The following is a 24,202-nucleotide window of genomic DNA, read 5'->3' as shown; positions in this document are numbered from 1 at the left end:
GAAGCCCCCCGGCTTTCGTGCCGGGAGGACCTGGGATGTCCGGGCGTTGGTGGCTGTGCGCGCTGCTGTGGAGTGCCCTGTCCGGCCTGGCCCGGGCGGAGGACGTGCCGTCCGTGGACGGAGGCGTGGAGCAGGCTGCGTCCGCGCCGCCTGTGGAAGCACGGCCCGTGACGGAGGCCGCCCCCGCGAAGCCTGCGCCGGCGGTGGATGCCACGCTTCCCGCCGAGGAATCCCCCGCGCTCCAGACGGTGGTGACGGGCTCGCGCACGCAGGAGCGGCTGCGCGAGACGCCGGTGGCCACGGAGGTCATCACCCGCGCGGAGATCATCGCCAGCGGCGCGCGTGACGCCTCGGAGCTGCTCTCCACCCGTCCCGGCCTCGTGGTGCAGCAGGGCTTCGCGGGCGCCGGGCTGTCGGTGCAGGGGCTGGCGCCGGAGTACGTGCTGGTGCTCGTGGACGGCGAGCGCGTCACCGGCAAGGTGGACGGCAACATCGACCTGTCGCGCCTGTCGCTGGAGGACATCGAACAGGTGGAGATCGTGAAGGGCCCCTCGTCCGTGCTCTACGGCAGCGACGCGGTGGCGGGCGTGGTGAACTTCATCACCCGCCGAGCGCAGCGCACCCTGGGCGCGGACCTGCGCGCCGCCTACGGCACGCTCCACCGGCTGGACCTGGACGCCACCGGAGAGACGCGCGGCGACGCCTGGGGCCTGCGCATGAGCGCTGGACTCCAGCGGCGCTCCGCCTACGACCTGGACGCCTCGGACCTCGGCACCACGGGCAGCACCCTGAACGGCTACGACCTGTCCGCGCGCGGTGACTGGCATGGCGCGGGCGCGATGTCGCTGGAGGGCACCGCGTCCTACTCCCACCGCATCCAGCGCGGCGTGGACCTGGGCGGCGCGGGCGCGGTGTTCGACCGCGCCAGCCGCGACAACAGCTTCGCCTCGCGCCTGTCCCCGTCCTGGCGCCTGGGTGAGACGACGACGCTGCGCGCGGACGTCTCCTACGGGCACTTCGACCGGCGCTACCTGCGCGACCAGCGCAACGCCTCCGCGCTGGACACCGTGGAGGACACGCGCGACCAGCAGGCCCGCGTGGGCGCTCAGGTGGACGCGCGGCCTGGCGCCGGACACGCGCTGGTGGCGGGCACCGAGTACCTGGGCGAGTGGCTGCGCTCGGACCGGCTGGACGGTGGAAGCGGCCGGCGCGGGCGCGGCTCCGTGTACGCGCAGGACAGCTGGACGCTGGCGCAAGCGCCCGGGCTGGTGCTGGTGCCGGGCGGGCGGCTGGACGTGGACTCGCGGTTCGGGCTCGCGGCCACGCCGCGCGTGGCGCTGAAGGTGGACCCGCTGTCGTGGCTCACCGTGCGCGGCAGCTACGGCTGGGGCTACCGCGCGCCGAGCTTCCAGGACCTGCTCATCGACTTCGAGAACCCGTCCGTCGGCTACACCGTGCGCGGCAACCCGGACCTGAAGCCCGAGCGCTCGCGCAGCTTCAGCGTCAACGTGGAGGCGCGGCCCACGGGCGACACCGTGCTGTGGGCGGGCGCGTTCCAGCACGCGCTGCGCGACATGATCGCCGCGTCGCTCCTGTCCGAGGGCGACTTCCTGCGCTACTCGTACGTCAACATCGCCCGGGCCCGCGTGCGCGGCGGCGAATTGGGTGTGCGCCAGTCGCTGCCCGGCCGCGTGCAGGTGGAGCTGGGCTACACGCTCACCGACGGCACCGACCAGGAGCTGGACCGCGCGCTGGAGGGCCAGGCGCGGCACCGGCTCACCGCGCAGGCCACGTGGCGCCACCGCGCGTGGGGCCTGGAGGCCCACGTGCGCGGCGCGCTCACCGGCGAGCGCCCCTTCTACCCGGATACCAACGGAGACGGTGTGGCGGATTCCTACCGTGCCAGCCCCACCGTCTCCCTGGACGCCCGTGTTGCCTGGCTCATGCCAGCGGGCGGGCTCCAGCTTTTCGTTGTGGGCAGCAACCTCACCGGTGCGGGCAACCCGAAGGATCTGCCCATTCCTCCCCGCACCCTCCAGGCCGGTGTCTCCACCCGGTTCTGATTTCCCACGCCGCACCCTGAAGGAGTCCGCATGTTCCCCAATCCCTCCCGCCCCGGCTTCCTGGGCCCCGCCCGCGCGGCGCTGCTCCTCGCCGGCCTGGCCACCGCGTGTGGTGACGACCTCCAACCCACGCCGGGGCCCGGCGAGGACGAGAACCCCGTCGTCACGCCGCAGGACGGCGCGAACCTGAAGCACCAGGACAACGGCGACGGCACGTTCACTTCCGTCGTCGACGCGACCGACCCGGCGGCGTGGGTGGCCATGGATCTGGATTCCGGCAAGCAGGTGAGCGCGACGGAGGACGCGCTCTGGGACCTGGCCTTCCAGCGCTACACGGTGAAGACGCGCGGCGGCGTCAGCGGTACGGGCGGCGTGCGGGTGGCCATCGTGCCGGGCACGCCCTTCGCGGCGCTCACCCAGGCACCGGCGTCCGGCTACGTGACGGACGCGGCGGATGGCAGTGACACCGGCGACAGCCCGGACACCGTCTTCAACGCGGGGGACGGCTGGTACAGCTACGACCTCCAGTTCCACACGCTCACGCCGCGCGCCCAGCTCTACGTCGTGCGCTCGGATGCGGGGGCGTACTTCAAGGTGCAGGTGCAGTCCTATTACGACGCAGCCGGCACGCCCGCGATGCTGAAGCTGCTCTGGGCGAAGGTGGCCGCGCCGGCCGGGGGGCAGCCGTGATGGGCCGCACGGAGGAGAGGGAAAGCCCCCACGCCCCGCTGAGGGAGCGCTGGCTGGCCCTGCGCGAAGCCCAGCCGCGCATGCGCATTCGCGACGCGGCGGAGCATCTGGGTGTGAGCGAGGCGGAGCTGCTCGCCACCGGATTGAACGGCGAGCTGGTGCGGCTGGAGCCGCGCTTCGACGTGCTCCTGCCCCGGCTGGAGTCGATGGGCCGGGTGATGGCGCTCACGCGCAACGCGTCCGCCGTGCACGAGAAGAAGGGCGTCTACCGCAACGTGGAGTTGCACGGCGCGCGGGCGCTGGTGCTGGACGAGGACATCGACCTGCGGCTGTTCCTGTCGCGCTGGTGCTTCGTCTTCGCGCTGCGCGAGGACCTCTCCGGCCAGGTGCGCCGCGGCTTCCAGGTTTTCGACGCGGCAGGCACGGCGGTGCACAAGATCTACCTCCAGGACGACGCGAACGTGGCCGCCTTCGAGGGGCTGGTGCGCGAGCTCCAGCACGAGGACCAGGGCCACGTGCTGGGCGTGATGCCGGTGTCGCCTCCCGCCGCGCCCCGGCCGGATTCGGAGATCGACGCGCTGGGGCTCAAGGCCGGCTGGCGCGCGCTCCAGGACACGCACGAGTTCTTCGCGCTGCTCAACACGTTCAAGGTGGCGCGCACGCAGGCGCTGAGGCTCGCGGGGACGGAGTTCGCGAAGCCGGTGGCGCCGGACGCGCTGGGCTGGACGCTGGAGCGCGCCGCGGCGACGGAGCTGCCCATCATGGTGTTCGTGGGCAACCCGGGCGCCATTCAAATCCACACCGGGCCGGTGCGTACGGTGCGGCCCATGGGCCCGTGGATGAACGTGATGGACCCGGGCTTCAACCTCCACGTCCGCGCGGACCACGTCCACACGGCGTGGGTGGTGCGCAAGCCCACGCGCGACGGAGACGTCACCTCGTTGGAGCTGTTCGACCGGGCGGGGGAGAACATCGCGCTGCTGTTCGGCAAGCGGAAGCCGGGCGAGCTGGAGTCCCCCGCGTGGCGGGCGCTGATGGAGGAACTGGTCCGCACGCTGCCCGCGGTGGAGGTGGCGTCATGAGGCGCACGGCTTCGAAGTGGGGCCTCCTCGCGGCGCTGTTCTCGCTGGCGGCACACGCGGCACCTCCTGCGGCGAAGCCCGCGCCGAAGCTCATCACCATCGGGCCGGCCATCACGCAGACGGTGTTCGCGCTGGGCGCGGGCGACCGGGTGGTGGGCGTGGATGACTCCAGCGCGGCGTTGCCGGAGGCGTCGAAGGTTCGCACGGTGGGCTACCAGCGCGCGCTGTCGGCGGAAGGGGTGCTGTCGCTGGGCGCGGGCGTGCTGCTGGGGTCGGCGGAGGCGGGACCTCCGGCGGTGCTGACGCAGCTGAAGCAGGCGGGCATGACGGTGGAGACGTTCGCCAACGAGCCCACGGTGGAGGCGGCGCGCTCGCGCATCCAGGGCATCGCGGAGCGGCTGGGCGTGCCGGAGCAGGGCAGGGCGCTGGTGGCGAAGCTGGACGAGGACCTGGCGAAGGCGGCGGGCCGCGCGGCCCAGGTGAAGGGCACGAAGCCGCCGCGCATCCTCGCCATCTACGCGCGGGGCGCGGGCACGATGATGGTGGCGGGCTCGGGCACCGTGGCGGACACGCTCATCCGCCTGACGGGTGGCGTGAACGCGGCGGAGTCCCTGCAGGGCTACAAGCCGCTGGGCGCGGAGGCCGTGGTGGCGGCGGCGCCGGAGTTCGTGCTGCTGCCCGCGGGCTCGGTGGCGACGGTGGGGGGCGCGGAAGGGTTGGCGAAGCTGCCCGGCCTGTCGCAGGTGAAGGGCTGGAAGCTGGTCACGGTGGAGGACGTGGACTTCATGGGGCTGGGGCCCGGCCTGGGCCGGGCGGTGGCCCGGGTGCAGGACTCGGTGGCCCCGGTGGCTGGCAAGGGCGGCGGTCGATGAGCGCGTCGGAGGCCATGCCCGTCCCCACCGCGCGTCCGGTGCCTTCGAGGCTGCCGGGCGCGGGGCCCTGGGTGACGCTGGGGCTGCTGCTGGCGTTGATGGTCCTGGCGTCGCTGGCGGTGGGCTCGATGATGGTGCCCCCGTCCGCCATCCTGGGAAGTCTCTGGGAGGCATTGGGGCTGGGCGAGGCCTCCCACCGGCTGGATGCGATGCAGCGCGCGGTGCTGCTCACCCTCCGCCTGCCGCGCGTGCTGATGGGCGTGATGGTGGGCGGAGTGCTGGCGACCACGGGGGCCGCGCTCCAGGCGCTGTTCCGCAATCCATTGGTGGAGCCCGGCCTGCTGGGCACGTCCAGTGGGGCGGCGCTGGGCGCGGTGCTGGCCATCGTGCTGGACGTGGCGCTGGCCGCGCACGTGGGCCCCTTGCGGATGCTGGTGGTGCCCGGGGCGGCCTTCGTGGGGGCGCTGGGGGCGACGTTGCTCGCGCTGAGGCTGGGCACGGGAGGAGGGCGCACGGACACGCCGCGCGTGCTGCTGGCGGGAGTGGCGGTGAGCGCGGGTGCGTTCGCGGGCATGGGCCTGCTCACGCACAGCGCGACGGACGCGCAGCTGCGCTCCATCACGTTCTGGAGCCTGGGCAGCCTGGGCGGTGCGTCGTGGGAGGCCGTGGGCGCCGCGGCGCTGCCGCTGAGCGTGACGCTGGGGGTGCTCCTGAGCGAAGCGCGTGCGCTCAACCTGATGCTCCTGGGCGAGCGTGAGGCGTGGCACCTGGGCGTGGACGTAGAGCGGCTCAAGCGCAAGCTCATCCTCGCCGCCGCGCTGGGCGTGGGAGCGGCGGTCGCCTTCTGCGGCATCATCGGCTTCGTGGGCCTGCTGGTGCCGGCGCTGCTGCGCATCGCGCTTGGCCCGGACCATCGAAGGCTGCTGGCCGCGTCCGCGCTGTCGGGGGCCTCGCTGCTCCTCGCGTCGGACCTGCTCGCGCGCACGCTGGCCTCCCCGTCCGAGCTGCCCGTGGGCGCGCTCACCTCGGTGCTGGGCGTGCCCGCCTTCATCGCGCTGCTCGCGCGCAAGGGGGCGGCATGAGCCTGGAGGCGCGTGGCATCGAGGTATGGCGGGGGCGGGGCCGGGTGGCCGGTCCGCTGTCGCTGGAGGTCCGGCCTGGCGAGGTGCTGGCCGTGGTGGGTCCCAATGGCGCGGGCAAATCATCCCTGCTCGCGGCGCTGTCGGGCGAGCTGCGCTGCAAGTCCGGCGACGTGTTCCTGGAGGGCCGCCCGCTGCACCAGTGGCCTGACGTGGAGCGCGCACAACGGCTGGGCGTGCTGCCGCAGGAGTCCTCCCTGGGCTTCGGCTTCACCGCGCTCGAAGTCGCCGTGCTGGGCCGCAGCCCGCATGCCCGCAGGGGCGGCGAACAGTCCGACCTGGAGATCGCCCGCGCCGCGCTGGATGCCACCGACACGCAGCACCTGGCCTCACGCGCGTACACCACGCTCTCCGGCGGAGAACGGCAACGCGTGCAGCTGGCCCGCGTGCTGGCCCAGCTGTGGACCCCGCCCTCGCACGGCCACCGCTACCTGCTCCTGGATGAGCCGACGGCGAGCCTGGACCTGTCCCATCAGCACCTGGTGCTGGAGCGCGCTCGGGCCTTCGCACGGGAAGGCGGCGCGGTGCTCGCGGTGCTGCATGACCTGAACCAGGCCGCGCGGTACGCGGACCGCCTTGCCGTGCTGGACCAGGGCCGGTGCGTGGAGACGGGCACGCCTTCAAGCGTGCTCACCCCCGGCCTCATCGCGAGCACCTTCGGGTTGCAGGTGGAGGTGCTGGCGCGGCCGGACCTGCCCGGGCCGCTGGTGATTCCGCTGGGCCGCGCACCCGCGCCGCCCTGAGGCACCGGTTTCCGCCCGCGAGGAGGGTGTCCACGCGCGCGAACGCCCCTCCAAGGCCGCGCGTTGGACCCTCCTCGCGGAAGGACGTTGAACTTCACATCCGGGCCGCCCGCTCCCGGGTCGCGCGCCGGGGACGCGCCAGGGCCGGCTCCGGACGCAGGTAGCCGACCACCAGCGCGGCGATTTCGTCCACGAATGCATCGTCCTCCACGTAGTCCGGCCGGTCCGTCAGCGCCGTGTGACACAGCGCCTCCACCGCGTTCACCAGGATGAAGACCGCCATGTCCAGGTTCCGGGGGCGCAGGTCCTCGAAGCGGGGCGCGAGGAAGGCCCGCACCAGCCGGTGCAGCCGCTGCGAATACACATCCGACAAGCCCCACTGCTTCATCCGCGGCATCAGCTCATGCAGCACCTGGTTCAGGCGCGGGTTCTCCCGCTTCACCGCGAGCACCTGCCGGATGAGCGCGCGCATCGCCACCGGCAGCGGCTGGCCGGCCAGCGGCACCAGTCCCGCCTCGAAGTCCGCGAGCGCCCGCGCGCGGTGCTGCTCCATCAGCGCCGTCACCAGCCCCTCCTTGCTGGGGAAGTACTGGTAGAGCGACCCCACGCTCACCCCCGCCTCCTGGGCGATGCGGTTGGTGCTCGCGGCCTCGTAGCCGTCCCTGAGCAGAACGCGAGCAGTCGCGGTGAGGATGGCGTCACACGTCGCCTGCGCCCGCTCCTGGCGGGGCTCCCTGCGACGGGAAGGTGGGGGACGGCGGGGCATGAGGCCTCCGAAAGGGAATGTGAGCACCACGCGAGTTGAGAACGTGAGCGCTCGCTCACATTCTAACCCCATGCAAACGACTTCGTCCCAGTCTCCCGTTCGCCCTGTTGTTCCCGCGTCGGCCCCCCGGGGCAGGGCCTTCCCCTACGCGGGCCACCGCGCGCTCGTGACGGGCGCGTCCTCCGGTCTGGGAGAGGTGTTCGCCCGCGAGCTGGCGGCGCGCGGCATGGACCTCATCCTGGTGGCCCGCTCCGAGGACCGGATGCGCACGCTGGCGGCGGAGCTGTCGAAGGCCCACGGCATCCAGGCGGAGGTCATCGCGCTGGACCTGGGCCGCGAGGGCGCGGGCCGTGAGCTGCACGCGCGCTGCCAGGAGAAGGGCCTGCGCGTGGACCTGCTGGTCAACAACGCGGGCTTCGGCATGCACGGGGCCTTCGACGCGGCGCCGTTCGCGCGGCAGCACGAACAGGTGATGCTCAACGTCACGTCGCTGGCGGACACCAGCCACCTGTTCCTGCCGGACATGCTCGCGCGCGGCGTGGGAGGCATCCTCAACGTGGCCTCCATCGCGGGTTTCCAGCCGGTGCCGTACATGGCCATCTACGGGGCCACCAAGGCGTTCGTGCTGTCCTTCACGGAGGCGCTGTCGGAGGAGACGCGCGAGCGCGGCGTGCGAGTGCTCGCGCTGTGCCCGGGCCCCGTGCGGACGGCGTTCTTCGACGTAGTGGGCACCCAGCAGGCCGCCGTGGGTCCCATGGCGACGGCGGAGGAGGTGGTGCTGCACGGCCTCAAGGCCCTGGACCAGGGCCGGGCGTCGGTGGTGCCGGGGTGGCGCAACTGGCTGCAGGCCAACCTGACGCGCTTCACGCCGCGCTGGCTGGGCCTGCGCGTGGCGGGCGGGATGATGAAGCCGCGCGAGGCGACGGGCACGGGCTCCGCGCGGCTCGCGCCGTAGCGGCGGGCCTTGGGACGCCGGACGCGGCTCCGGCGCCGGTGAAGTGGGCGGGTTCAGCGCGTCGATGGGCTGGAAGAAGACCGTCCAAAGGAACGCTCAGCGCCAGACGCCATGCATCCACGACAGCGCCGTCAGCTCCATTCTGGCGTCGTGATCTCCAGATGATGGATGCCATCCGGAAGGCCTATCAATCACCTCCAGGGTTGGATGGGAGCACGACGGAGCCTGCCGGCCAGGAGGTCGCAAGAGGTCCATCGACCCATTCCATGAAGTGAAGGACTCCGGGAGGACGCACGCCTTGCGGAGTGCAGCGGTGAGCCGAGACGTCGTGCTGTCGCGGACGCCAAGGTGGGGCCACGAGCAGAGGCACCCGTGGGGAGCGCTTTGCGCAAACCTGTCCGACAGTCGGACAGGTTCGCGCTGCATGGGGCCCGGGGGCGCGCTGTCCCGGCAGGCGACGAGGTTGGTGAGGCCGCGCGTCCATGTCAGACCCGTCTGGTTGGATGGGCGAGACTTGGGCGGGAGGGCGACGGTGATGGTGCAGGTGGGACTCGTTGCGTACGTAGAGGAACAGCTGGAGCGCGAGATTTCGCTGGGGAGGCTGCCGAGGAACGGGCAGCTGGGCTCGGAGCATGTGCTGGCGCGTCGCTACGGAGTGAGCCGAAGCACCGTGCGCGAGGCGCTGCGGCGGCTGGCGGCGCGAGGCCTGGTGGTGCAGCGCCCCGGGCGTGTGACGCGTGCGGTGGCGCTGGATGAGTCACTGACGCTGGAGAACCTGGGCCTCGCGCTGCATGACGAGCGCTCCGAGGAGTGCCGGCGGCTCTTGGAGGGCTTCTTCAGCCTCAAGCGGCAGGTGCTGGTGGAACTGCTGGTCGACTGCTGCACGCGTGCCTCCGAGGCGGCTGTGAGCCAGTTGGAGTCCATCTGCTACGCTCTCTGGGACGCGGCGCACTGGGAGCCGGGTGCACGGTGCGCGCAGTTGGAATTCGAGTTGCTGCGGCTGGCGGCCCATGCGGCAGAGCGTCCAGGACACCTGCTCCTCATTCAGTCACTGCAGCGGGCCATGAGGGGTAACGCGGCCCGGTTGCAGCTCCTCATGGGCGGCGAGTCGCTACGCCAGTGGGCCGTGTGCGCGGAGCGCGCCCTGGGCGAGCGCGACGTGCAGGCGCTGACACGCCAACTGCCGGCGCTGCTGAAGACGTGCGATGAAGGCGTGCTGAATGCTTTTACCCCTGCCCCTCGGGAGCATTCGTCCCCCGAAGCCCACCCAGCCCAGGAGTGCCTCCTCGGCGTCCACACGTCATCCGCCGTGAAGGACGAGACACTGGAGACAAGCCCTTGCATGGAGATCCGTGGCCGCAGCGCTGCCACGTCGGCCCCCGGGCGGGACGATGCCCTGGAAGCGGGCCCGCATGTGGAGACCCGTGGCCTCGGCGCCCCTGTCGTAGTCACTGAGCAGGACGATGCATTGGAGGCACACCTGTGCGTTGAGGTGCATGGCCCTGACATCTCCGCTTCAGCCGTCGAAGATGCCGAGGCGTTCGGGGTTGAACCCTGCCCCCAGGTGCAGACCCTCCTCGAAGAGCCCGACAGCGAGGCGCTGCGGTTTCCAGCTGTCGCGGGGCTCGTCTCCTGCGAGCCCGGTGGGGAGTGCGCCGACGGGGACGTGACTGGGGCGGCCTGGGACAACCTGTCCGACTGTCGGACAGGTTGGGACGCTTCGACTCCGCCGGGTGACCTCCAGCCCGAGGCTTCAGCCACTGGCACCCGCGCCCCGACCTGCGTGGTTGCTCGCAAGGCGGATGGGCCGAGTCACGGCATCCCGTGCCCCCTCGGCCGGTGGGCTGTGCGCGTCTGGCGCTTCATTGCCCATGGCCTGGGACTTCCTGCTGCGTGAGCGGCGACCGCACTTCGTGCCCGCGCTCATGAAGCTTCGTATGTCCTCCCAGAGGGGTGCGCCTGCTTCGATTGACCTGGGATGCATCCGTTGTTCGAGCCACGCCGGATTCGTCAACGCGCTTCTGGCGACCTTCTCACGGGACGGCCTTCGTGGAGGCAGGCGCGAAGGCCTCTCGCAGCACCTTCGCCTCCAGCGAGCGGTAGATGTTGGCGTGGTGCAGGTCGGGCCGGGGCTCGTACTTCCACTTCAACCCGGCGGGCGCGTTCGCGCGGAAGACTTCGGCCAGGCGTGTGGTCTGCTCCTCGATGTCGTCACCGGCCGACGCGAAGTAGAGCGTGACCTTCAGGCCCGGCTTCGCCTTGAGCCGCTCCCCGGCCTTGTGCACCCATTCGTCGTTGTTCCACCAGATGCTGGGGCTCAGCGCGATGAAGGTGCCGAACATCCCGGGCTGGAGGAAGAACGTCTCCATGATGAACAGCCCCGCGAGCGACTCGCCGAGGATGGCCGTCTCGTCGGTGACGCGGTACTTGCGGCGCACGTGGGGCATGAGCTCGTCGCGGAGGAAGGCTCGGAACGCGGCGGAGCCTCCGACCCTCGGGGCGATCTGCTTGTCCTTCTCGACCTGCGTGGGCCCGGTCATGTCCCGGCGCCGCTCGGTGTTCTCGATGCCGACCACGATGACGGGCCGCATCTCCCCGGCGCGGATGGCGGTGTCCACGGCGGTGGCGACGTGCGGGAAGTCCTCCTGCTCGCCGCCGTCGGGCATGTAGAGGACCGGGTAGCGCACGCCCTTCGCCGCGTCGTAGCCGGGCGGCGTGTAGACGTTGATGCGGCGCTTCTCCCGGAGCGCCTTCGACGGGAGCAGGAACGTCGCGTGCGGAGGCATCGGCTCCGCCTCCGTGGCGTGTCCCACGCCGCTGACGAGGACGACGGCGAACAGGAACAGACGGATGCACCACATGGCTGCCACCTCCTGATGGGAAGAACGCCCGCGTGTTTCAGCGCCGCGACGGCGGCCGGGACGACGATGAGGTCTTGGTCTTGGTCTTGGGCACGCGCCGGGCGACGAAGAGGGTGTGCCGCGTCCCCTTGGTGCCGTGCGCCGTGGGGTGGAGGAGCTGGACGGAGAAGCCCACCTCTTCCAGCAGCTTCACGTACGCGACCGAGGGCCCTGCGCTCCACACCACCAGCGTTCCGTTGGAGCGCAGGGAGTTGTAGGCGTGCGACACGCCGGTGAGGTCGTAGAGGCTGTCGTTGTCCGGGTGGGTCATGGCCTTCGGGCCGTTGTCCAGGTCGAGCAGGATGGCGTCGAAGGCGCCCTGCTGCCTGCGCATCACCTTGCCCACGTCCCCCTCCACCACGGTGACGCGCGGATCCTCCAGCGGCGCCTTCGCCAGCGGCGCGAGCAGGCCCCGGTTCCACTCCACCACCGGCGATATCAGCTCCGCGACCACGACGCGGGACCCCGGCCCCAGGCGGTCGAGCACCGCGCGCACCGTGAAGCCGAAGCCCAGCCCGCCCACGAGCACCCGGGCGGGCACGTCCGCCGCGAGGTTCGCGCAGCCGGCCTCGGCCATGGCCATCTCCGAGCCATGCTGGCGGCTGGACATCAACGTCTGACCGCGCACGCGCAGCACGTACTCTTCGTCCCGCCGGGCGAGCACGACCTCTCCCACGTCCGGCACCTGCGCTCGCTCCACTGTTTCCCAGGGCTTCATGTCAGCGCTCTTCTCGCGACCGGGCTTCCGGGTCAAGTCGTCGCCTTGACACCCTGGGGCCTGCCTGCGAAATGCCGGACGACCGCCCCCACCCCATGGAACGCAACGGACGACAGGCCTGGCCCCCGGAGCTGTCCGAGCCCCTGCGCGAGGTGGACCGCCTGCGCCGGGGAGGCCGCTACACGTCGGCGCTCGCGCTGGCCCGGTCGCTGGCGGAGGCGCACCCGACGCAGGTCCGGGTCCTGGTGGAGGTGGGGCTGACGCTGGGCGTGTGGGGCGGCCAGCCGGCGGAGGCGCTGCCCTGGTTCGACCGCGTGCTGGAGCTGGCCCCGGGCCACGTGGCCACGCGCTACCACCGGGCGCTCACGCTCGCTCGGCTGGGCTGGCACGCGGAGGCGGTGGAGGGCTTCACCGAGGTGGAGGCCGCGGGCTTCCGCAAGGCGCTGGTGCTGCACATGAAGCGCGCGGAGTCGCTTGAAGCGCTGGGGCGGCTGACGGAGGCGGACGCCGACTGGACGGCGGCCCTGGCGGAGGACCGGGGCAACCCGTGGCTCCTCCAGCAGCGGGCCCGGAGCCGCGCCCGAGCGGGGCGTGCGGACGCCGCGGAGCAGGACCTCACCGTCGCGCTCGCGTCCCAGGAGGGCGACGCGGTGGACCCCGAGCTGCTGTACGAGCGGGGTGCGCTCCGGCTCCAGCGCGGTGACGCCACGGGCGCTCGCGCGGACTTCGACGCGGGGCTCCAGGCCTTCCGCGTGGGGGACCCGCCGTCGCTGCTGGACGCGCTCCGGCGCGGGCTCCAGGACGCGGCGGCCCGTGAGGCCGGGGCGTCCTAGCCCTCGCGCGGGATGGGCTCGAACTCGACGGTCGTCCCCTTGGGGCGCACGTAGAAGAGGTGGATGCGCAGGTGGGGGTAGGCCGTCTGGAGTTCCTTCGCGCCGAAGTGCAGGTCCTTCAGCTGCTGCTCCACGGCGATGTCCGGCCCGAGCGCGCTGTGCTTCGCGTGGTAGTAGCCGCACCCCGCGTGCGCCAGCAGCAGCACGTCCTCGATGTGGTGGCCTTCGATGAGGAAGCTCGCGGCCTTCGTGAAGCCCGCGCTCTCCAGGTAGTCCGAGGCCCAGCGGTTGAGCAGCGCGGGGCCTCCAGGAATGGTCATCGTGTCGATGCGGGCGTGGCCCAGGTGGTGGGCCAGGTCCTCCACGGCCTCGGTGAAGCGCCCGTCCGAGCAGTACACGGCCAGGGCCTTCGGGTGGACGGACTCGAAGGGGACGCGGGAGACATAGGGAGCGGGAGCGGACATGCGCCCCAGGTTAATGGCTTCCGGCTCCCACGAAAGCGCCTTCAGGCCATTCCGTGGGAACCGGTCACGCGCCCGGTGTCAGTTGTGTTCCGGGAACGCCGCGGGCTGCCCCGTGCCGCCGTTGCCCTCGGGCTTCGGGCCGGCATGGCGGTCCGCCTCGGACTCGCGCACCTCGCCCTTGTGGCGCAGGTTCTGGTCCTCACCCATGCCCTGGTGCTGGACCTGCTTCTCGTCTGGCTTCTTCGTCTCCATCTCGAGCCCCCTGTCGTTGAAGAAAGTCCTTCGAAGTCCTCCAAAGATGGGGGTGGCGGCGAAAATTGCCACGTCCGCCGCCTGCTCGGCCGGCTGCTCAGCGTGAGGCGCCGAAGCACTCCTGGAGGGTGGCCAGCACGGCGGGCTCCTGGGGGTTGTTGAAGTGGCGCCCGCCGGGGATGACGCGCACCTCCGCGCCCAGGCGTTCCTCGAAGAGGCGCGTGTTGCGGCGGAAGTCGGAGGTGAAGGGGTCGGAGTCCGACAGCACCACCACGCAGCGGCGGAGCGCGGCGCGGATCCGCTCGAAGTCCATGGGCGTGTCGAGCCACGGCCGCAGCGTGTCCCAGGGCGTGTCGACTTCGAACCAGCCCGCGACGAACACGGCCCCTTCCACGGTGTGGCCCGGAGGCAGCGTCGCCAGATAGCGCATCACGGCCTGACAGCCGACGCTGTGGCCCAGGAACACGGTGGAGGGCGCGGGCACCGGACCCACCGCGGAGGCGAGCGTGGACACCCAGCCGTCGAGGGTGGGGGCGCCCGGCGTGGGCATGTCCAGCGTGCGCACGTCGTCGAAGAGGGCAGGGGGCGTGCGCAGCTTCGCGGTGAGCCACGGGTAGAAGTCCGTGTCGGGGCTTCCAGCCCAGCGGGGGACCATGACGAGGGAGCGGGTCATGGATGCGAGTGTGCCACGGGCTCAGCCCTCGCGGACGGCCCGGGCCTCGAGCGCGGCGCGGGCCCGCTCCGCGAGCCTCAGGCTGTCGGGGAGCTCCCGGCCCAGCAGCCTCGGCACGCCCACGGCCAGCGCCACCGCGTTGCTGTAGAAACACGCCTGCGCCCGGGCCAGGTCCGCGAGCGGCAGCACGCGCTCCACCACCGGGAGCCCGTCCACGGAGGCCATGGCCAGCAGCACCGCGCGGGCGATGCCCGGCAGACACGGCGCGGAGAGCGGTGGGGTGACGAGCGCTCCGTCGAGCTGCACGAAGAGGTTGGCGGTGGGCAGCTCGCAGACCTCCGCCGCCTCGTTGGTGAGCACGGGCAGGCGCGGCAGGAGCGCGTGCTGACGGAAGTACGCCAGGCCCTTGTGGTTCACCGTGCGCTCCGCGCGCCGGTAGGCCCCGGCCTCCACGGTGTCCAGCTCGCGGCCTTCCCGGTGATGCGCTTCCTGGTCCGCGTCGAAGGGACGCAAGGTGCACAGCACGTGGCCGTCGCTCACCGCGAGCTTGCCCACGCCGGTGAAGCGGGGCCCCAGGGCCGCGTCCGCCGCGAGGCAGCGGCGCAGCGATTCGCGCACGGCGTCCTCGTGGAGGAGCTCCGGGGCCGGGGCTCGCACGGCGGTGGGGAACGCGTCGAGGCTTCCGCGCAGGCGGGACAGGTGACGCGCGAGGAACCGGGGCTGGCCCGCGTCGATGCGAAAGGTGGTGAAGAAGCCCGCGCCGAAGAAGAAGCCCTGGGCGAAGTCCTGGAGGCGCAGGTCCTCCCAGCGCTGCACGACGCCATCGACGGAGACGGTGGAGAGCATGCTCAGGCCTGGCGAGCGGCGGGCAGATAGCTGTCGAGCGACTTCATGGCGGAACTCTGGATGCGCAGCTTCACCCGGTCGGGTCCCACCCTGAACGTGTCACAGTATCGGAAGAACCACCGCTCGCGAACGCGGTCCTGGAGGTCCGCCCAGGGGATGCACAGGTGCGGATGGCCCACGCGGAAGGGAAGGAGCACCGCGAGGTAGAGCCCCCGCGCGTCGCCACCCACGATGAGACAGTTACGGTAGTTCACCAGGCCCAAACCGCCAGAGACGAAGTACCTGCACGGGAAGCCGCCGCCCCTGTCCAGGCGGTAGTCCCGCGCGAGCCGGCTCCATCCCCCCATCCAGGAGAGGGTGAACGAGAAGAGCACGAACATCCCCGGGAGCATGACCAGGGGAAACCACGGCGCCAGGCCGGAGGCGGGATGCGCAGGCATGGCGCCAGTGTAGAGCCGCGCGCGGCGTTCCGTTGAGGACCGTCAGGGACGGGCCTCCTCGCCCCCCTGCCGGAGGCCCGGCAGCGTGAAGAAGAACGCTGCGCCGTGGCCCGGCGGGCTCTCCACCCAGACGCGGCCACCGTGCGCCTCCACCAGCCCCTTGACGATGGCGAGCCCCAGCCCGGCGCCCGCCTTGCGCGCGTGGATGGCCTGCCAGAAGCGGTCGAACACGTGCGGCAGCGCCGCCGCGTCGATGCCCGGCCCCGAGTCCTCCACGCGGAAGCACACCTGCTCACCGCGGCGCACCGCCTTCAGGAGGATGCGGCCTCCAGGCGGGGTGAAGTGGATGGCATTGCCCACCAGGTTCTGGAAGACGCGCACCACGAGCGCCCGGTCCGCGCGCACCTTGGGGAGGCCCGGCTCGAAGGCCACCTCGAGGCGCAGCCCCTTGTCCGCCGCCAGCAGCTCGTTCAAGGCCTGCACCTGGGCGAGCAGCCGGGGCACGTCCAGCGGCTCCACGTCCAGCACCGCGCGTCCCGACTCCACCCGCGCCACCTCCAGCAGGTCGTCGATGAGCCGGTCCATGTTGCCCACCACGCCGCGGATCTTCCGCAGCGCCTCCGCGGCCTCCACCCCTTCCTCCCGGGGCAGGCGCTTCTCCGCGCGGAGGGACAGCAGGGAGATGGTGTTCAGCGGCGCGCGCAGGTCATGGGAGACGATGCCCAGCGTCTCGTCGCGCGCGGCGACGGCCTGCCGGGCGGTGCGGTACAGCCGCGCGTTCTCGAGCGCCAGCGCGGTCCGCCGCGCCAGCTCGCTCACGAGGGGGAGGCTCTCCGGCCCGTAGCGCAGGCCCGGGCGCGTGGACACCATCAGCAGCACGCCCAGGGAGTGGTCCTGGAGGGCCAGCGGCACGGCCACCGCGGACTCCACACCGGGGCTGTCCCCGGGAGGCTCCCGCAGGAGCGCTCCCGACTCCGTGCACACCGCCTGAGCCACGAGCCGCCCCAGCGCGCCCTGGGCCCCCGGGGCGCACGCCGCGCGCAGCGCGTCTCCCAGCCCGGGCGTCACGGCGGCGGCCTCGGTGGAGGCCTCGTCTTCGGGGCCGCCGCTCCGCGTGGTGATGGCACAGCCATCCGCGAGCGTGGGCACCGCGAGCGTCACCACGGTGCGGACCACGTCCCCGCAGTCCAGCGAGCGCGTGCTGGCGGCACCCATGTCGGAGAGGAAGTGGCTCCACAGCTCGACGCGCCGCTGCTCGGTGATGTCGCGGAAGTAGACGGAGAGGCCTTCCGGTGACGGGTACGCCACGACGCGCAGCCAGCGGTTGTGCACGACGGAGGGCTGCTCCTCCTCCACGGGGACCTGCGCCACCGTCGCCCGGTGCAGCAGGGCCGCCATGTCGGAGCCCTGGGTGCAGGGGAAGACCTCCGCCAGGCGCCGGCCCAGCAGCGCCTCCCGCTTGCGGCCGAAGTGTGCCTCCGCGGGCCGGTTCACGTAGGTGAACCGGCCGTCCCGGTCGAACGCGGCGAAGCCGTCGGTGATGCGCTCGAGCACCGCGTTCATCCGCTCACGCGCCGCCTCCGCCTCCTCGCGCGCGGCCTCTTCCCGGACCAGCTGGCGCCGTGCCTCGTCGGCTTCGCGGCGGCCGGTGATGTCCTCGTGGGCCACCACCACGCGCAGCGGACCCGGGCCGGCGAAGCGCGTGGCCCGCAGCAGGAACCAGCGCTGGTGGCCCCCGGGCTCGTGGCACGGGTACTCCAGGAGGAACGGCTCCGTGCGGCCAGCGATGATGGCGCGGATGCCCGCGGCGACGGAGGGCGCCTCCTCGGAGAAGGTGCCCTGCGCGGCGTCCGTCACCCCCAGGTAGTTCGCGCCCACGCCGCACGGGCTGCGATCTTCCACGCAGCCGTTGTCGCGCGCGAAGCGCGTCCAGGCTTCGTTGACGGCGAGGATGAGGCCCCGGCCGTCGAGGATGGCGATGTGCGTGGACAGCGAGTCGAGCGTGGAGCGCAGGAACTGCTCCGACTCATGCAGTGCCTGAGCGGCGCGCTTGCGGGCGCTGACGTCCCGGAAGCAGACGGTGAGGCCCTCCGAGGAGGGGTACGCCCGCACGTCGAACCAGGCCTCGAGGGGCGCGTAGAAGGCCTCGAACGCGACGTTGACCTGCTGCTGGAGCGCCCGCAGGTACTCCTGCTCGAACACGGAGCCCCGTGCCTCGGGGAACTCGTCCCACACGACGCGGCCGAGGAGCTCCGCGCGCGGGTGTCGCAGCAGCCACTCGCTGCGCGTGTTGAGGTAGGTGAAGCGCCAGGAGCGGTCGAGCGAGAAGACCGCATCCGAGATGCGCTCCAGGGTTTCGAGGGCCTGGAGGGACGAGCCCTCACCGGACGCGGGGCACCCACGCGCGGTCCGTCCCTCGCCCTGTCGCAAGACCATTCCTGCCTCCCCCATGGAAGACACCTGGGGGAAGTATGGGGTCCGCTGCCCGCCGAAGCCGCGCGAGAACACCCGGGACGACTCCCCGCCCGAGGGCCAGTCCGGTCGAGGGAAGGGGAGCGCCCCCCTGCCCGCGGGCCTTGAAGCCAGCGGGGAAGGGGGCGGCCGTGGAGCGGACGTCAGGAGCCCTGCTCGCGGGAGCGGTGCGCGAGCTGGAGGATTTCGTCCTCGGAGAGCTGGTCGGTCTTGATGATGTTCCGGTCCGCCTTGAGCTGTTCGACCTGGCCGTCGCGCAGGACGTGGAACTGGCCCATCTTCTGCGCGGGAAGACGTATGGCCGGATCCACGCGAGTATCGGAGAACATGGGCCGGAGCTTGCTGATCGCCCGATCCTCCTTCACGCGGCCGATGAACCAGCTGCGCACGTTCTCCCGGCACTTGTAGTCGAAGTCGCCCGGGCTCTGGGTCGCGAGCATCACGCCGATGCCCGCCGAGCGCGCGCGCTTGAGCAGGTTCTCCATGGGCTGCTTGGTCGCGGGGATGCCCACGGCCGGCAGATACATGTCCGCCTCGTCGAACATCAGGACCGCCTGGAGCTTGGAGGAGGGATGCTGGCTGGCCCAGCGATTGGCCTCCACGAGCAGCTGCGACACCCAGAAGAGCGCGCCCTGCGTTCCGCCGAGGAACTTGGTGCTGATGATGCTCAGCCGCGTCTTGCCCGGCACCTTCGCGTTCCCCAGCCCGAGCAGTTCCTCCATGTTCAGCTTCTCGCCCTGGGCGGCCAGGAGGTTGCGCGCGTTGAGCCGCAGCGTCGCCAGGTCCTGGGCGAGCTTCGGGAACACCTTGAGGTCGATGCCGCTGGTCTCCTGGACGAGGGTGATGTCCTGGGATGCGATGAACTTCTGGACCAGGTCCAGGCTCAGCTCCTGGCCAATGGGCCGTTCCACCAGCAGCCGCAGGGCCTGCGCGAGCAGCGCCTTCGCGGCCCGGTCCCTGGGACTGTTGCGGTACTCGAGCATGCTCGCGATGGCGTCCGCGGCCTGCAGCACGCTCTGCTCGCGCTCCTCCGGCGGCAGGGATTCCAGACCACGAGGGACCACCGGAATCGCGAGCGCGCGTCCATCCGTGCGGCCCGGCGTGTAGAGGGCCACGTCCACGCGCTCTCGCAGCAGGCGGCGACGCTCCTCCAGCGCGGGGTCCTTCAGCTCCTCCTCCCACGCCTCGTCGCGAGCGTACGCGGCGAGGTCGCCCTTGCGGTCCACCAGCAGCGCGGGAATGCCTTGCAGGAGCAACTGCTCGATGAGGTTCAACGCGAGCGTCGTCTTGCCGCTGCCGGAGCCGCCGAGGAACGCGCTGTGCTTCGTCAGTTCCTCCGTCTGCACGAAGACGGGATGGGTGAAGACCCCTTCGGACTCGCCGACCCGCAGCGCGCCCGGCTTCGTTTCACTCGCGGCCTTCGCAGCCGTCTTCTGCTGGGGCACTTCCTTGGGCGTCTGGGCTCTACCCGGGGACTTGCTCACCAACGGCTCGCTGATGGACTGGATGCGTCGCCCCTCCAGCTCGACCTCGTCCCCGCCGTGTGCATGGTCGGAAGACCTCTTCTCAACGGGAGTGTCAGTGCGGCGCGCACTTTCAAGCTGCGCGGTGCGGCGCTCACCATGGGCCGGCTTCTGCGACACCAGCGTGGGAGCCTTCCCGGGGGCGTCAGGGGCAGGTGGGGTATCACGACCAGACGGGGTGGGCGGCGGAGGCTTCTCGAGTGCAAGCACGTCCGAGATCACCTTCAGTCGAGTGAGGGGACGCGCCGACCGACTCCATTCACGGTACGCTGCCTCCGGGTGCTCCTTCCGGAAGGACTGGAGGGCCACTACCTCGCGCAGATCGCTGTTGCTCACCACCGCGCGCCTCCCTCCTCTCTTCAGAAGCACGCCGACCTGTTCACCGACGAGCCCGGTCGGATTGCCAGGAAATTCGGTGGTGCGAAGGATGACTGGAAGCTTGCGGGCGGCGGACCTGAGGGCTTCGGCCATCTGCCGGCCGAGTCCTCCACCCCGAGGCGAGCGATTGCAGAGCGCCACGAACAACCCCTGGGAATCGGCCGGAAGCGTGACGTCGATGGTCGCATCCGTGCGCGACCTGACCTTGAATTGGTCCGTCACGCCCAGTTCGTCTCCTCCTGCTTCAAGCGCCCATGCGAGCACGGAGACGATTTCCGCATCCTTCTCTGGGACGGTGCCGTTGAACTTTGCCCGGAAGTCAGTCCACCTCTGGTCCATGGTGGCTTGCTGGGTCCGCTTGAGCTCCTCTTTGCTGCCCTCGACTTTGTCCTCGCCGGGAAGAGGCAGGTGCTGTGGGAGCTTCCCCTCGGTGATGGCCTGCTCCCTGAATCGATGGCAGGCGTTGAGTACGTCCCGGACGCGAAGTCCACTGAATCGCTCAATCTCGGAGCGGGGAATGGGGTAGGTCGGATCCGAGTGATCCACCTCGAGCCCGTGATGGTTGTAGAGGACGCGCAGCCGCTGGGTGACCATGTCCCGAGCGGTCTCTTCCGTGAGCAGGTGGTCCAGGGTCACGGGCTGAGGATCGTTTTCGATGCGGTCGAGCATGGACCGCGTGAGCTGCTTGCGCATCGTCGCCCAGAAGTCGGACAGGCAGCAGACGACAACGACCGCCGTGGGAACGTTGCCCACGAAGGTGGCCAGGCTGTTGATCGCGCGCCGGAATGACGGCTCCATGCCAGGGTTCTTCTCGAAGTCGCTGATGTCCTCGACCTGGTCGACGCAGAGAACCAGTGCCTGCTCCATGGCGCCCATGAGCCTGCCCAGGTGCGTGAGCATCCGCATCGGGTCGTTGTCCGCGGTCCGGGGCACAATGTCGCCAATGACCTGCCGGTCAACGGGGACCATGTCTTCGCAGCGAAGCCATTGAAGGACCCGGTGGTGGTACTTGGCCTCCCGGCGTTGCAGGTAGATGAGGGCGCGCAGGAGCTGGACGTCGACATGGCGGAAGAGGGGATTTTCGTGAAGCTCGTCCGCCAGTGAGCGGATCATGTCGTGGAGTTCGTGCTCCTCCAGGATGCCCTCGTCGTGGATGAGCGGCTCGAACGCGCTCTTGCAGTACTTCATGAGCGCGTTGGACAGGCGGGTCAGCCCCGTATTGTCCTCGTCCACGGTCACGTCGTAGGTGCGGTCCAGCGTGTCGATGAGGTTCGACAGGATGTATCGGTCGTAGTTGGCGGCATCCACCGTCATTGGGAGGTAGCCGACGTACCCCAGCTTCTGGGAGTGCACGCGGTGGCGGAAGGCGCGGACCAGGTGGGTCTTACCGCTGCCAGATTCGCCTCGAAGGAGGTACAGCTTGCCGGAGTCAGGGTTCTTCGTGGCGCGATTCACCTGCCGTTCGAAAATCCGGCGGGCGGGGACGTTGATGGACTCGACGTCGAAGGGGTCCGGCTTCCAGAACGACTGGGCCTGCTGGACGCTGGCGAAGACCTCGGGGCCATCAGCCAGGAATGCTTCAAGATGGGCGTCGGTGGGCATGGAGGCTCTTTCGGAGGCGGACTAGACGACGACGAAATGGAAGGTGGCGCCGTAGAAGCGCACCTCGGACTCAGCCACATCGGCCGGGTTCATGACCGACACGAGGTCCGCGCGGGTCAACGTCAGGTGGCGCTTGCGGTTGGCTTCCAGCAGGGCGGAGTCGAAGGCTTCGCGGCTGGCCCAACTGGGCTGCATGGCCTTCCAGACGTGCGAGATGAAGACCTTGTCGTCCCCGAAGCGTCCCGAGGGGAGTGCCCTCGCCACGCGAAGCACATTCTTCGCGAAGGCAGCAGGATCGTGCGGCGCCGCCTCGCGCGAATCCTCGACAGGGGGGCCCTGAACGGGCTTCTTGCTGGGCTCCGAAGCCTGCTCCGTCACCACCCACTTCCGCAGGGTCGCCAGCCGCAGTGCCTCCGCGTCCACCCGGGAGGCTCCCACTGCACGCGCCGCCAATTGCTCGACACCGCGCTTCGGGTCGCTGACTTCCTGCTCCAGCAGTTTGCCCAGGAGGTGGGCCTGGATGGCGCGCAGGGTGAGCTTCTCATTCGTCTCCACGCCCAGCTTCCGCCACATCAGCCGGTCCCGGACCTGGGCCAGCGTCGGGAACTCAGGTCCATCCACCTGATGTGCGCGCTTGAGCAGCAGGGCCCGCATGCCGTCCGCGTTGGACAACCGGCCTAGCGCCGCCTTGGAGGTCGGCAGGTCCAGGTCCTTCGCGAGCAGGTACTGCTGCCGCACCCGCTTCCAGGTGAGCCCTTTGGGGGAGTCCACCCGCAGGAACTTCAAGGCCTGCTGGCGTCCCTGCACCGTCAGCGCCAGCGCGGTGCGGGAGCGCTTCTGCACGAGCCCCGTGTCCAGAAGCCGCTCCATCAGTGCCTCGAACCGCTCGCTCCACTCCCCACGGCTCCAACGGTGCTCCACGAAGGAGAGCAGCGTCTTCGCCAAGTCGTTGCGCGTTCCCGGCTTCTTGTCCGTGCGTGTCGCCAGCCATGCGAGGGCCAGGCCCTGAAGTCGGGTGTCAGGGGGATGGGTATTCATGTCAGCGCTCCTGCCCTGCAAGCTCGCGCCTGCGGGCCTCAATCAGGATGTTGATGGTCTGGAGAATTTCTTCGAGTCGGGGCAGCAGGTCTTCCCAATGGATGCGGTAGACCCAGTAGCCAGCGCGTTGCAGGTCCAGGTCCTTGCGTCGGTCGAGGCGGAACCGCTCCCGGGTGCCGAAGTGGTGGTACCCGTCGATCTCAACCGCCAGCTTCAATTCACGGCTGAGGAAGTCCACCACCCACGGACGAGGGCCTCCGGTGTCGACCGGTGCATTGGGTTTGAAGATGCCTGCCGTGGCCGGGTGATCCGCCAGCCTGTCGCGGAGGTATCTCTCGTATTTGCTCCGGACCTTTCCTTCGGACAGGGCTTCCGCGCTGGTATGCGCCGCCAGCGCCACCTCGGCGGCCTGCGCGCGCCGCGCTTCGGAGGCTCCCTTTCGCTCCAGGTCCTCGAGTGCCGCCAGCGCCCCCTCGGCGCCCGACGCTGGCTCAGGCACCTCCAGCACGCCCTCGCGCACCAGCGCCTTCAGCCGCGTCTCCCCGCCCGCCTGGAACGCCGCCAGCGCCTCGCTGGACACCCCGCACGCCACCGCGAGCGCCGGCACCGCGTTGCTCAACACCCCCGCCACGTGGAGCCCCCGGAACGACGGCGCCTCACCCGCGGGCACCCGCACCACCGGCGCCTTCCCGGGCGGCACCAGCGCATGCAACGCGCGCAGCCCCGCGCCCAGGTTCTTCTGGAGCGCCGTGCGCACCGCGTCGGGCAATGCCCCGGGCTCCACCGCCTCCCGGTGAATCACCAGCTCCCGGCACAGCGCCCAGGTGGCCTCCGGCAACATCGCGGGCGGCGGCAGCGCGTCCAACAACACGCGCCGCTCATGCGCTGTCTTTCCCCGGAACACCGGCGTGTGTCTGGGATTCGCCGCCGTCAGGCTGAACGTCGCCAGCGCCTCCGCGTCCGCCCCCAGGTCTCGGGTCGCCGCCAGCGCCCGGGCCCAGCCCAGCGCCGCCGCATGCGGGTCCTCCCCGGAGACCTCCACCACCGTCTGACCGTGCCTCGCGGCCCACTGGTTCCAGAGGGTCCCCCCCAGGGCCTCCGGTCCCTCCAGCACGCTCAGGGTCGCGATGCCTTCCGCCCGGCGCCGGGCCTGGCGGTCCAACGCATCCAGCAGCGCGACTTCCCCCGCCAATGGCAAGCACTACCCCCCGGGAGTGATGGCTTCACCGCCCCCTTGTGAGCAAAAGCCTGCTCTCACGGGTCGGGTGAAGACAAGCCCCCCAAAGGAGGTAGGGCGTTCCGGGAAGCAAGGGACCCGGGTGGGTCTGAAAGGCTTTACCGCCCCGCGTCGTCCGCGGTCTCCCGACGGAGCAACAGCCCCAATCCCGCCGCCGCGAGCGCGGAAACCATGCCCGTCAGGAAGGGGGCCTGGGTGCTCCACGACGCATACATCCAGCCGCTCGCCACCGGACCCACCGTGCGGGCCAGCCCGCCGCACGACTGCGCCAGACCCAGCACGGCGCCCTGCTGCGACGGCGGGGCCACCTGCGAGGCCTGGCTCGAAATCAACGGCTGCAGGAAGCCCGTGCCCACGCCCACCAGCACCACGGCGACCATCATCGGAAGCGCCTGATACGACACCGCGAGCCCCGCCATGCCGCACGCCAGGAGCAGCGCCCCGGTGATGAGCAGCCGGAACTCACCCGCCGCGCGAGACAGCGGACCAATCAGCCCGCCCTGGATGACCATGCCC

22 protein-coding genes are annotated in these 24,202 nt (G+C 71.0%); 9 read left to right on the top strand and 13 right to left on the bottom strand.

Going from position 1 to position 24,202, the window contains the following annotated elements; all coding sequences use genetic code 11:
• Positions 1-35 precede the first annotated feature (35 nt).
• The 6 genes from D7W79_RS06080 to D7W79_RS06055 all read left to right on the top strand — a co-directional run bounded on the left by D7W79_RS06080 (position 36) and on the right by D7W79_RS06055 (position 6,589).
• Positions 36-2,063, top strand: coding sequence for a TonB-dependent receptor plug domain-containing protein (locus tag D7W79_RS06080; RefSeq protein WP_120524381.1), 2,028 nt, complete (start codon positions 36-38; stop codon positions 2,061-2,063).
• 30 nt (positions 2,064-2,093) lie between these two features.
• Positions 2,094-2,753: an HmuY family protein gene (locus tag D7W79_RS06075; protein WP_120524380.1), complete on the top strand. Its 660-nt coding sequence runs from the start codon at positions 2,094-2,096 to the stop codon at positions 2,751-2,753.
• 80 nt (positions 2,754-2,833) lie between these two features.
• Positions 2,834-3,835: a hemin-degrading factor gene (locus D7W79_RS06070; RefSeq protein WP_244221617.1), complete on the top strand. Its 1,002-nt coding sequence runs from the start codon at positions 2,834-2,836 to the stop codon at positions 3,833-3,835.
• Positions 3,832-4,707: a heme/hemin ABC transporter substrate-binding protein gene (locus tag D7W79_RS06065; protein WP_120524378.1), complete on the top strand. Its 876-nt coding sequence runs from the start codon at positions 3,832-3,834 to the stop codon at positions 4,705-4,707. Before D7W79_RS06070 ends, D7W79_RS06065 begins: the two co-directional genes overlap by 4 nt.
• Positions 4,704-5,789 carry a FecCD family ABC transporter permease gene (locus D7W79_RS06060; protein WP_120524377.1) on the top strand — a complete coding sequence of 362 codons (1,086 nt, stop codon included), beginning with the start codon at positions 4,704-4,706 and terminating at the stop codon, positions 5,787-5,789. The genes D7W79_RS06065 and D7W79_RS06060 overlap by 4 nt, the downstream gene beginning before the upstream one ends.
• A 2-nt stretch (positions 5,790-5,791) precedes the next feature.
• Positions 5,792-6,589, top strand: coding sequence for a heme ABC transporter ATP-binding protein (locus D7W79_RS06055; protein WP_439099178.1), 798 nt, complete (start codon positions 5,792-5,794; stop codon positions 6,587-6,589).
• Between the two features lie 94 nt (positions 6,590-6,683).
• Here the strand turns inward: D7W79_RS06055 and D7W79_RS06050 are convergent, their stop codons facing one another.
• Positions 6,684-7,355 (bottom strand): TetR/AcrR family transcriptional regulator, encoded by a 672-nt coding sequence (locus D7W79_RS06050; protein ID WP_158616896.1) that lies wholly within the window; start codon positions 7,353-7,355, stop codon positions 6,684-6,686.
• A gap of 70 nt (positions 7,356-7,425) precedes the next feature.
• Here D7W79_RS06050 and D7W79_RS06045 point away from each other — a divergent pair, with 70 nt between their 5' ends.
• Both D7W79_RS06045 and D7W79_RS06040 read left to right on the top strand, forming a co-directional pair.
• Complete coding sequence (locus D7W79_RS06045) at positions 7,426-8,310, top strand: SDR family NAD(P)-dependent oxidoreductase (RefSeq protein WP_120524374.1); 885 nt, start codon at positions 7,426-7,428, stop codon at positions 8,308-8,310.
• 535 nt (positions 8,311-8,845) lie between these two features.
• Complete coding sequence (locus D7W79_RS06040; protein WP_120524395.1) at positions 8,846-10,207, top strand: FadR/GntR family transcriptional regulator; 1,362 nt, start codon at positions 8,846-8,848, stop codon at positions 10,205-10,207.
• Positions 10,208-10,343: 136 nt separating this feature from the next.
• Here the strand turns inward: D7W79_RS06040 and D7W79_RS06035 are convergent, their stop codons facing one another.
• Together D7W79_RS06035 and D7W79_RS06030 are read right to left on the bottom strand one after the other, a co-directional pair.
• Positions 10,344-11,171 (bottom strand): alpha/beta hydrolase, encoded by an 828-nt coding sequence (locus D7W79_RS06035; protein ID WP_120524373.1) that lies wholly within the window; start codon positions 11,169-11,171, stop codon positions 10,344-10,346.
• A 37-nt stretch (positions 11,172-11,208) separates the two neighbouring features.
• Positions 11,209-11,928: a spermine/spermidine synthase domain-containing protein gene (locus D7W79_RS06030; protein ID WP_120524372.1), complete on the bottom strand. Its 720-nt coding sequence runs from the start codon at positions 11,926-11,928 to the stop codon at positions 11,209-11,211.
• Positions 11,929-12,023: 95 nt separating this feature from the next.
• Between D7W79_RS06030 and D7W79_RS06025 the strand changes: the two genes are divergently transcribed.
• Positions 12,024-12,761: a tetratricopeptide repeat protein gene (locus D7W79_RS06025; RefSeq protein ID WP_120524394.1), complete on the top strand. Its 738-nt coding sequence runs from the start codon at positions 12,024-12,026 to the stop codon at positions 12,759-12,761.
• Here D7W79_RS06025 and D7W79_RS06020 read toward each other — a convergent pair.
• From D7W79_RS06020 to D7W79_RS05980, 10 genes are all read right to left on the bottom strand, one after another.
• Positions 12,758-13,225 carry a carbonic anhydrase gene (locus D7W79_RS06020; RefSeq protein WP_120524371.1) on the bottom strand — a complete coding sequence of 156 codons (468 nt, stop codon included), beginning with the start codon at positions 13,223-13,225 and terminating at the stop codon, positions 12,758-12,760. The genes D7W79_RS06025 and D7W79_RS06020 overlap by 4 nt on opposite strands.
• Before the next feature lie 78 nt (positions 13,226-13,303).
• Entirely contained in the window at positions 13,304-13,477 is a 174-nt protein-coding gene (locus D7W79_RS44240) for a hypothetical protein (RefSeq protein ID WP_167497668.1), read from the bottom strand.
• A gap of 97 nt (positions 13,478-13,574) precedes the next feature.
• On the bottom strand, positions 13,575-14,150 hold the full coding sequence (locus D7W79_RS06015; RefSeq protein ID WP_120524370.1) for an RBBP9/YdeN family alpha/beta hydrolase: 576 nt from the start codon (positions 14,148-14,150) through the stop codon (positions 13,575-13,577).
• 21 nt (positions 14,151-14,171) lie between these two features.
• On the bottom strand, positions 14,172-14,996 hold the full coding sequence (locus D7W79_RS06010) for an aminotransferase class IV (protein WP_120524369.1): 825 nt from the start codon (positions 14,994-14,996) through the stop codon (positions 14,172-14,174).
• A 2-nt stretch (positions 14,997-14,998) separates the two neighbouring features.
• Positions 14,999-15,436 carry a hypothetical protein gene (locus D7W79_RS06005; RefSeq protein ID WP_120524368.1) on the bottom strand — a complete coding sequence of 146 codons (438 nt, stop codon included), beginning with the start codon at positions 15,434-15,436 and terminating at the stop codon, positions 14,999-15,001.
• A gap of 42 nt (positions 15,437-15,478) precedes the next feature.
• Entirely contained in the window at positions 15,479-17,872 is a 2,394-nt protein-coding gene (locus tag D7W79_RS06000) for a PAS domain-containing sensor histidine kinase (protein WP_158616895.1), read from the bottom strand.
• Between the two features lie 179 nt (positions 17,873-18,051).
• Complete coding sequence (locus tag D7W79_RS05995) at positions 18,052-21,411, bottom strand: helicase HerA domain-containing protein (protein WP_120524366.1); 3,360 nt, start codon at positions 21,409-21,411, stop codon at positions 18,052-18,054.
• A 21-nt stretch (positions 21,412-21,432) separates the two neighbouring features.
• A complete protein-coding gene (locus D7W79_RS05990) occupies positions 21,433-22,449 on the bottom strand; it encodes a hypothetical protein (RefSeq protein ID WP_120524365.1) in 1,017 nt (338 codons plus the stop codon).
• 1 nt (position 22,450) lies between these two features.
• The gene (locus D7W79_RS05985) at positions 22,451-23,647 is read right to left on the bottom strand and encodes an endonuclease domain-containing protein (protein WP_208729645.1); all 1,197 of its coding nucleotides are present in this window, start codon (positions 23,645-23,647) and stop codon (positions 22,451-22,453) included.
• 137 nt (positions 23,648-23,784) lie between these two features.
• On the bottom strand, positions 23,785-24,202 hold a 418-nt coding region (locus D7W79_RS05980; protein WP_147441813.1), incomplete at its 5' end, for an MFS transporter.

The organism is Corallococcus exercitus, from assembly GCF_003611585.1.
In the GTDB taxonomy this organism is placed as follows: domain Bacteria; phylum Myxococcota; class Myxococcia; order Myxococcales; family Myxococcaceae; genus Corallococcus; species Corallococcus exercitus.
Note: the sequence above shows the minus strand (reverse complement) of the source record. Positions and strands in the feature narration are given on the sequence as shown.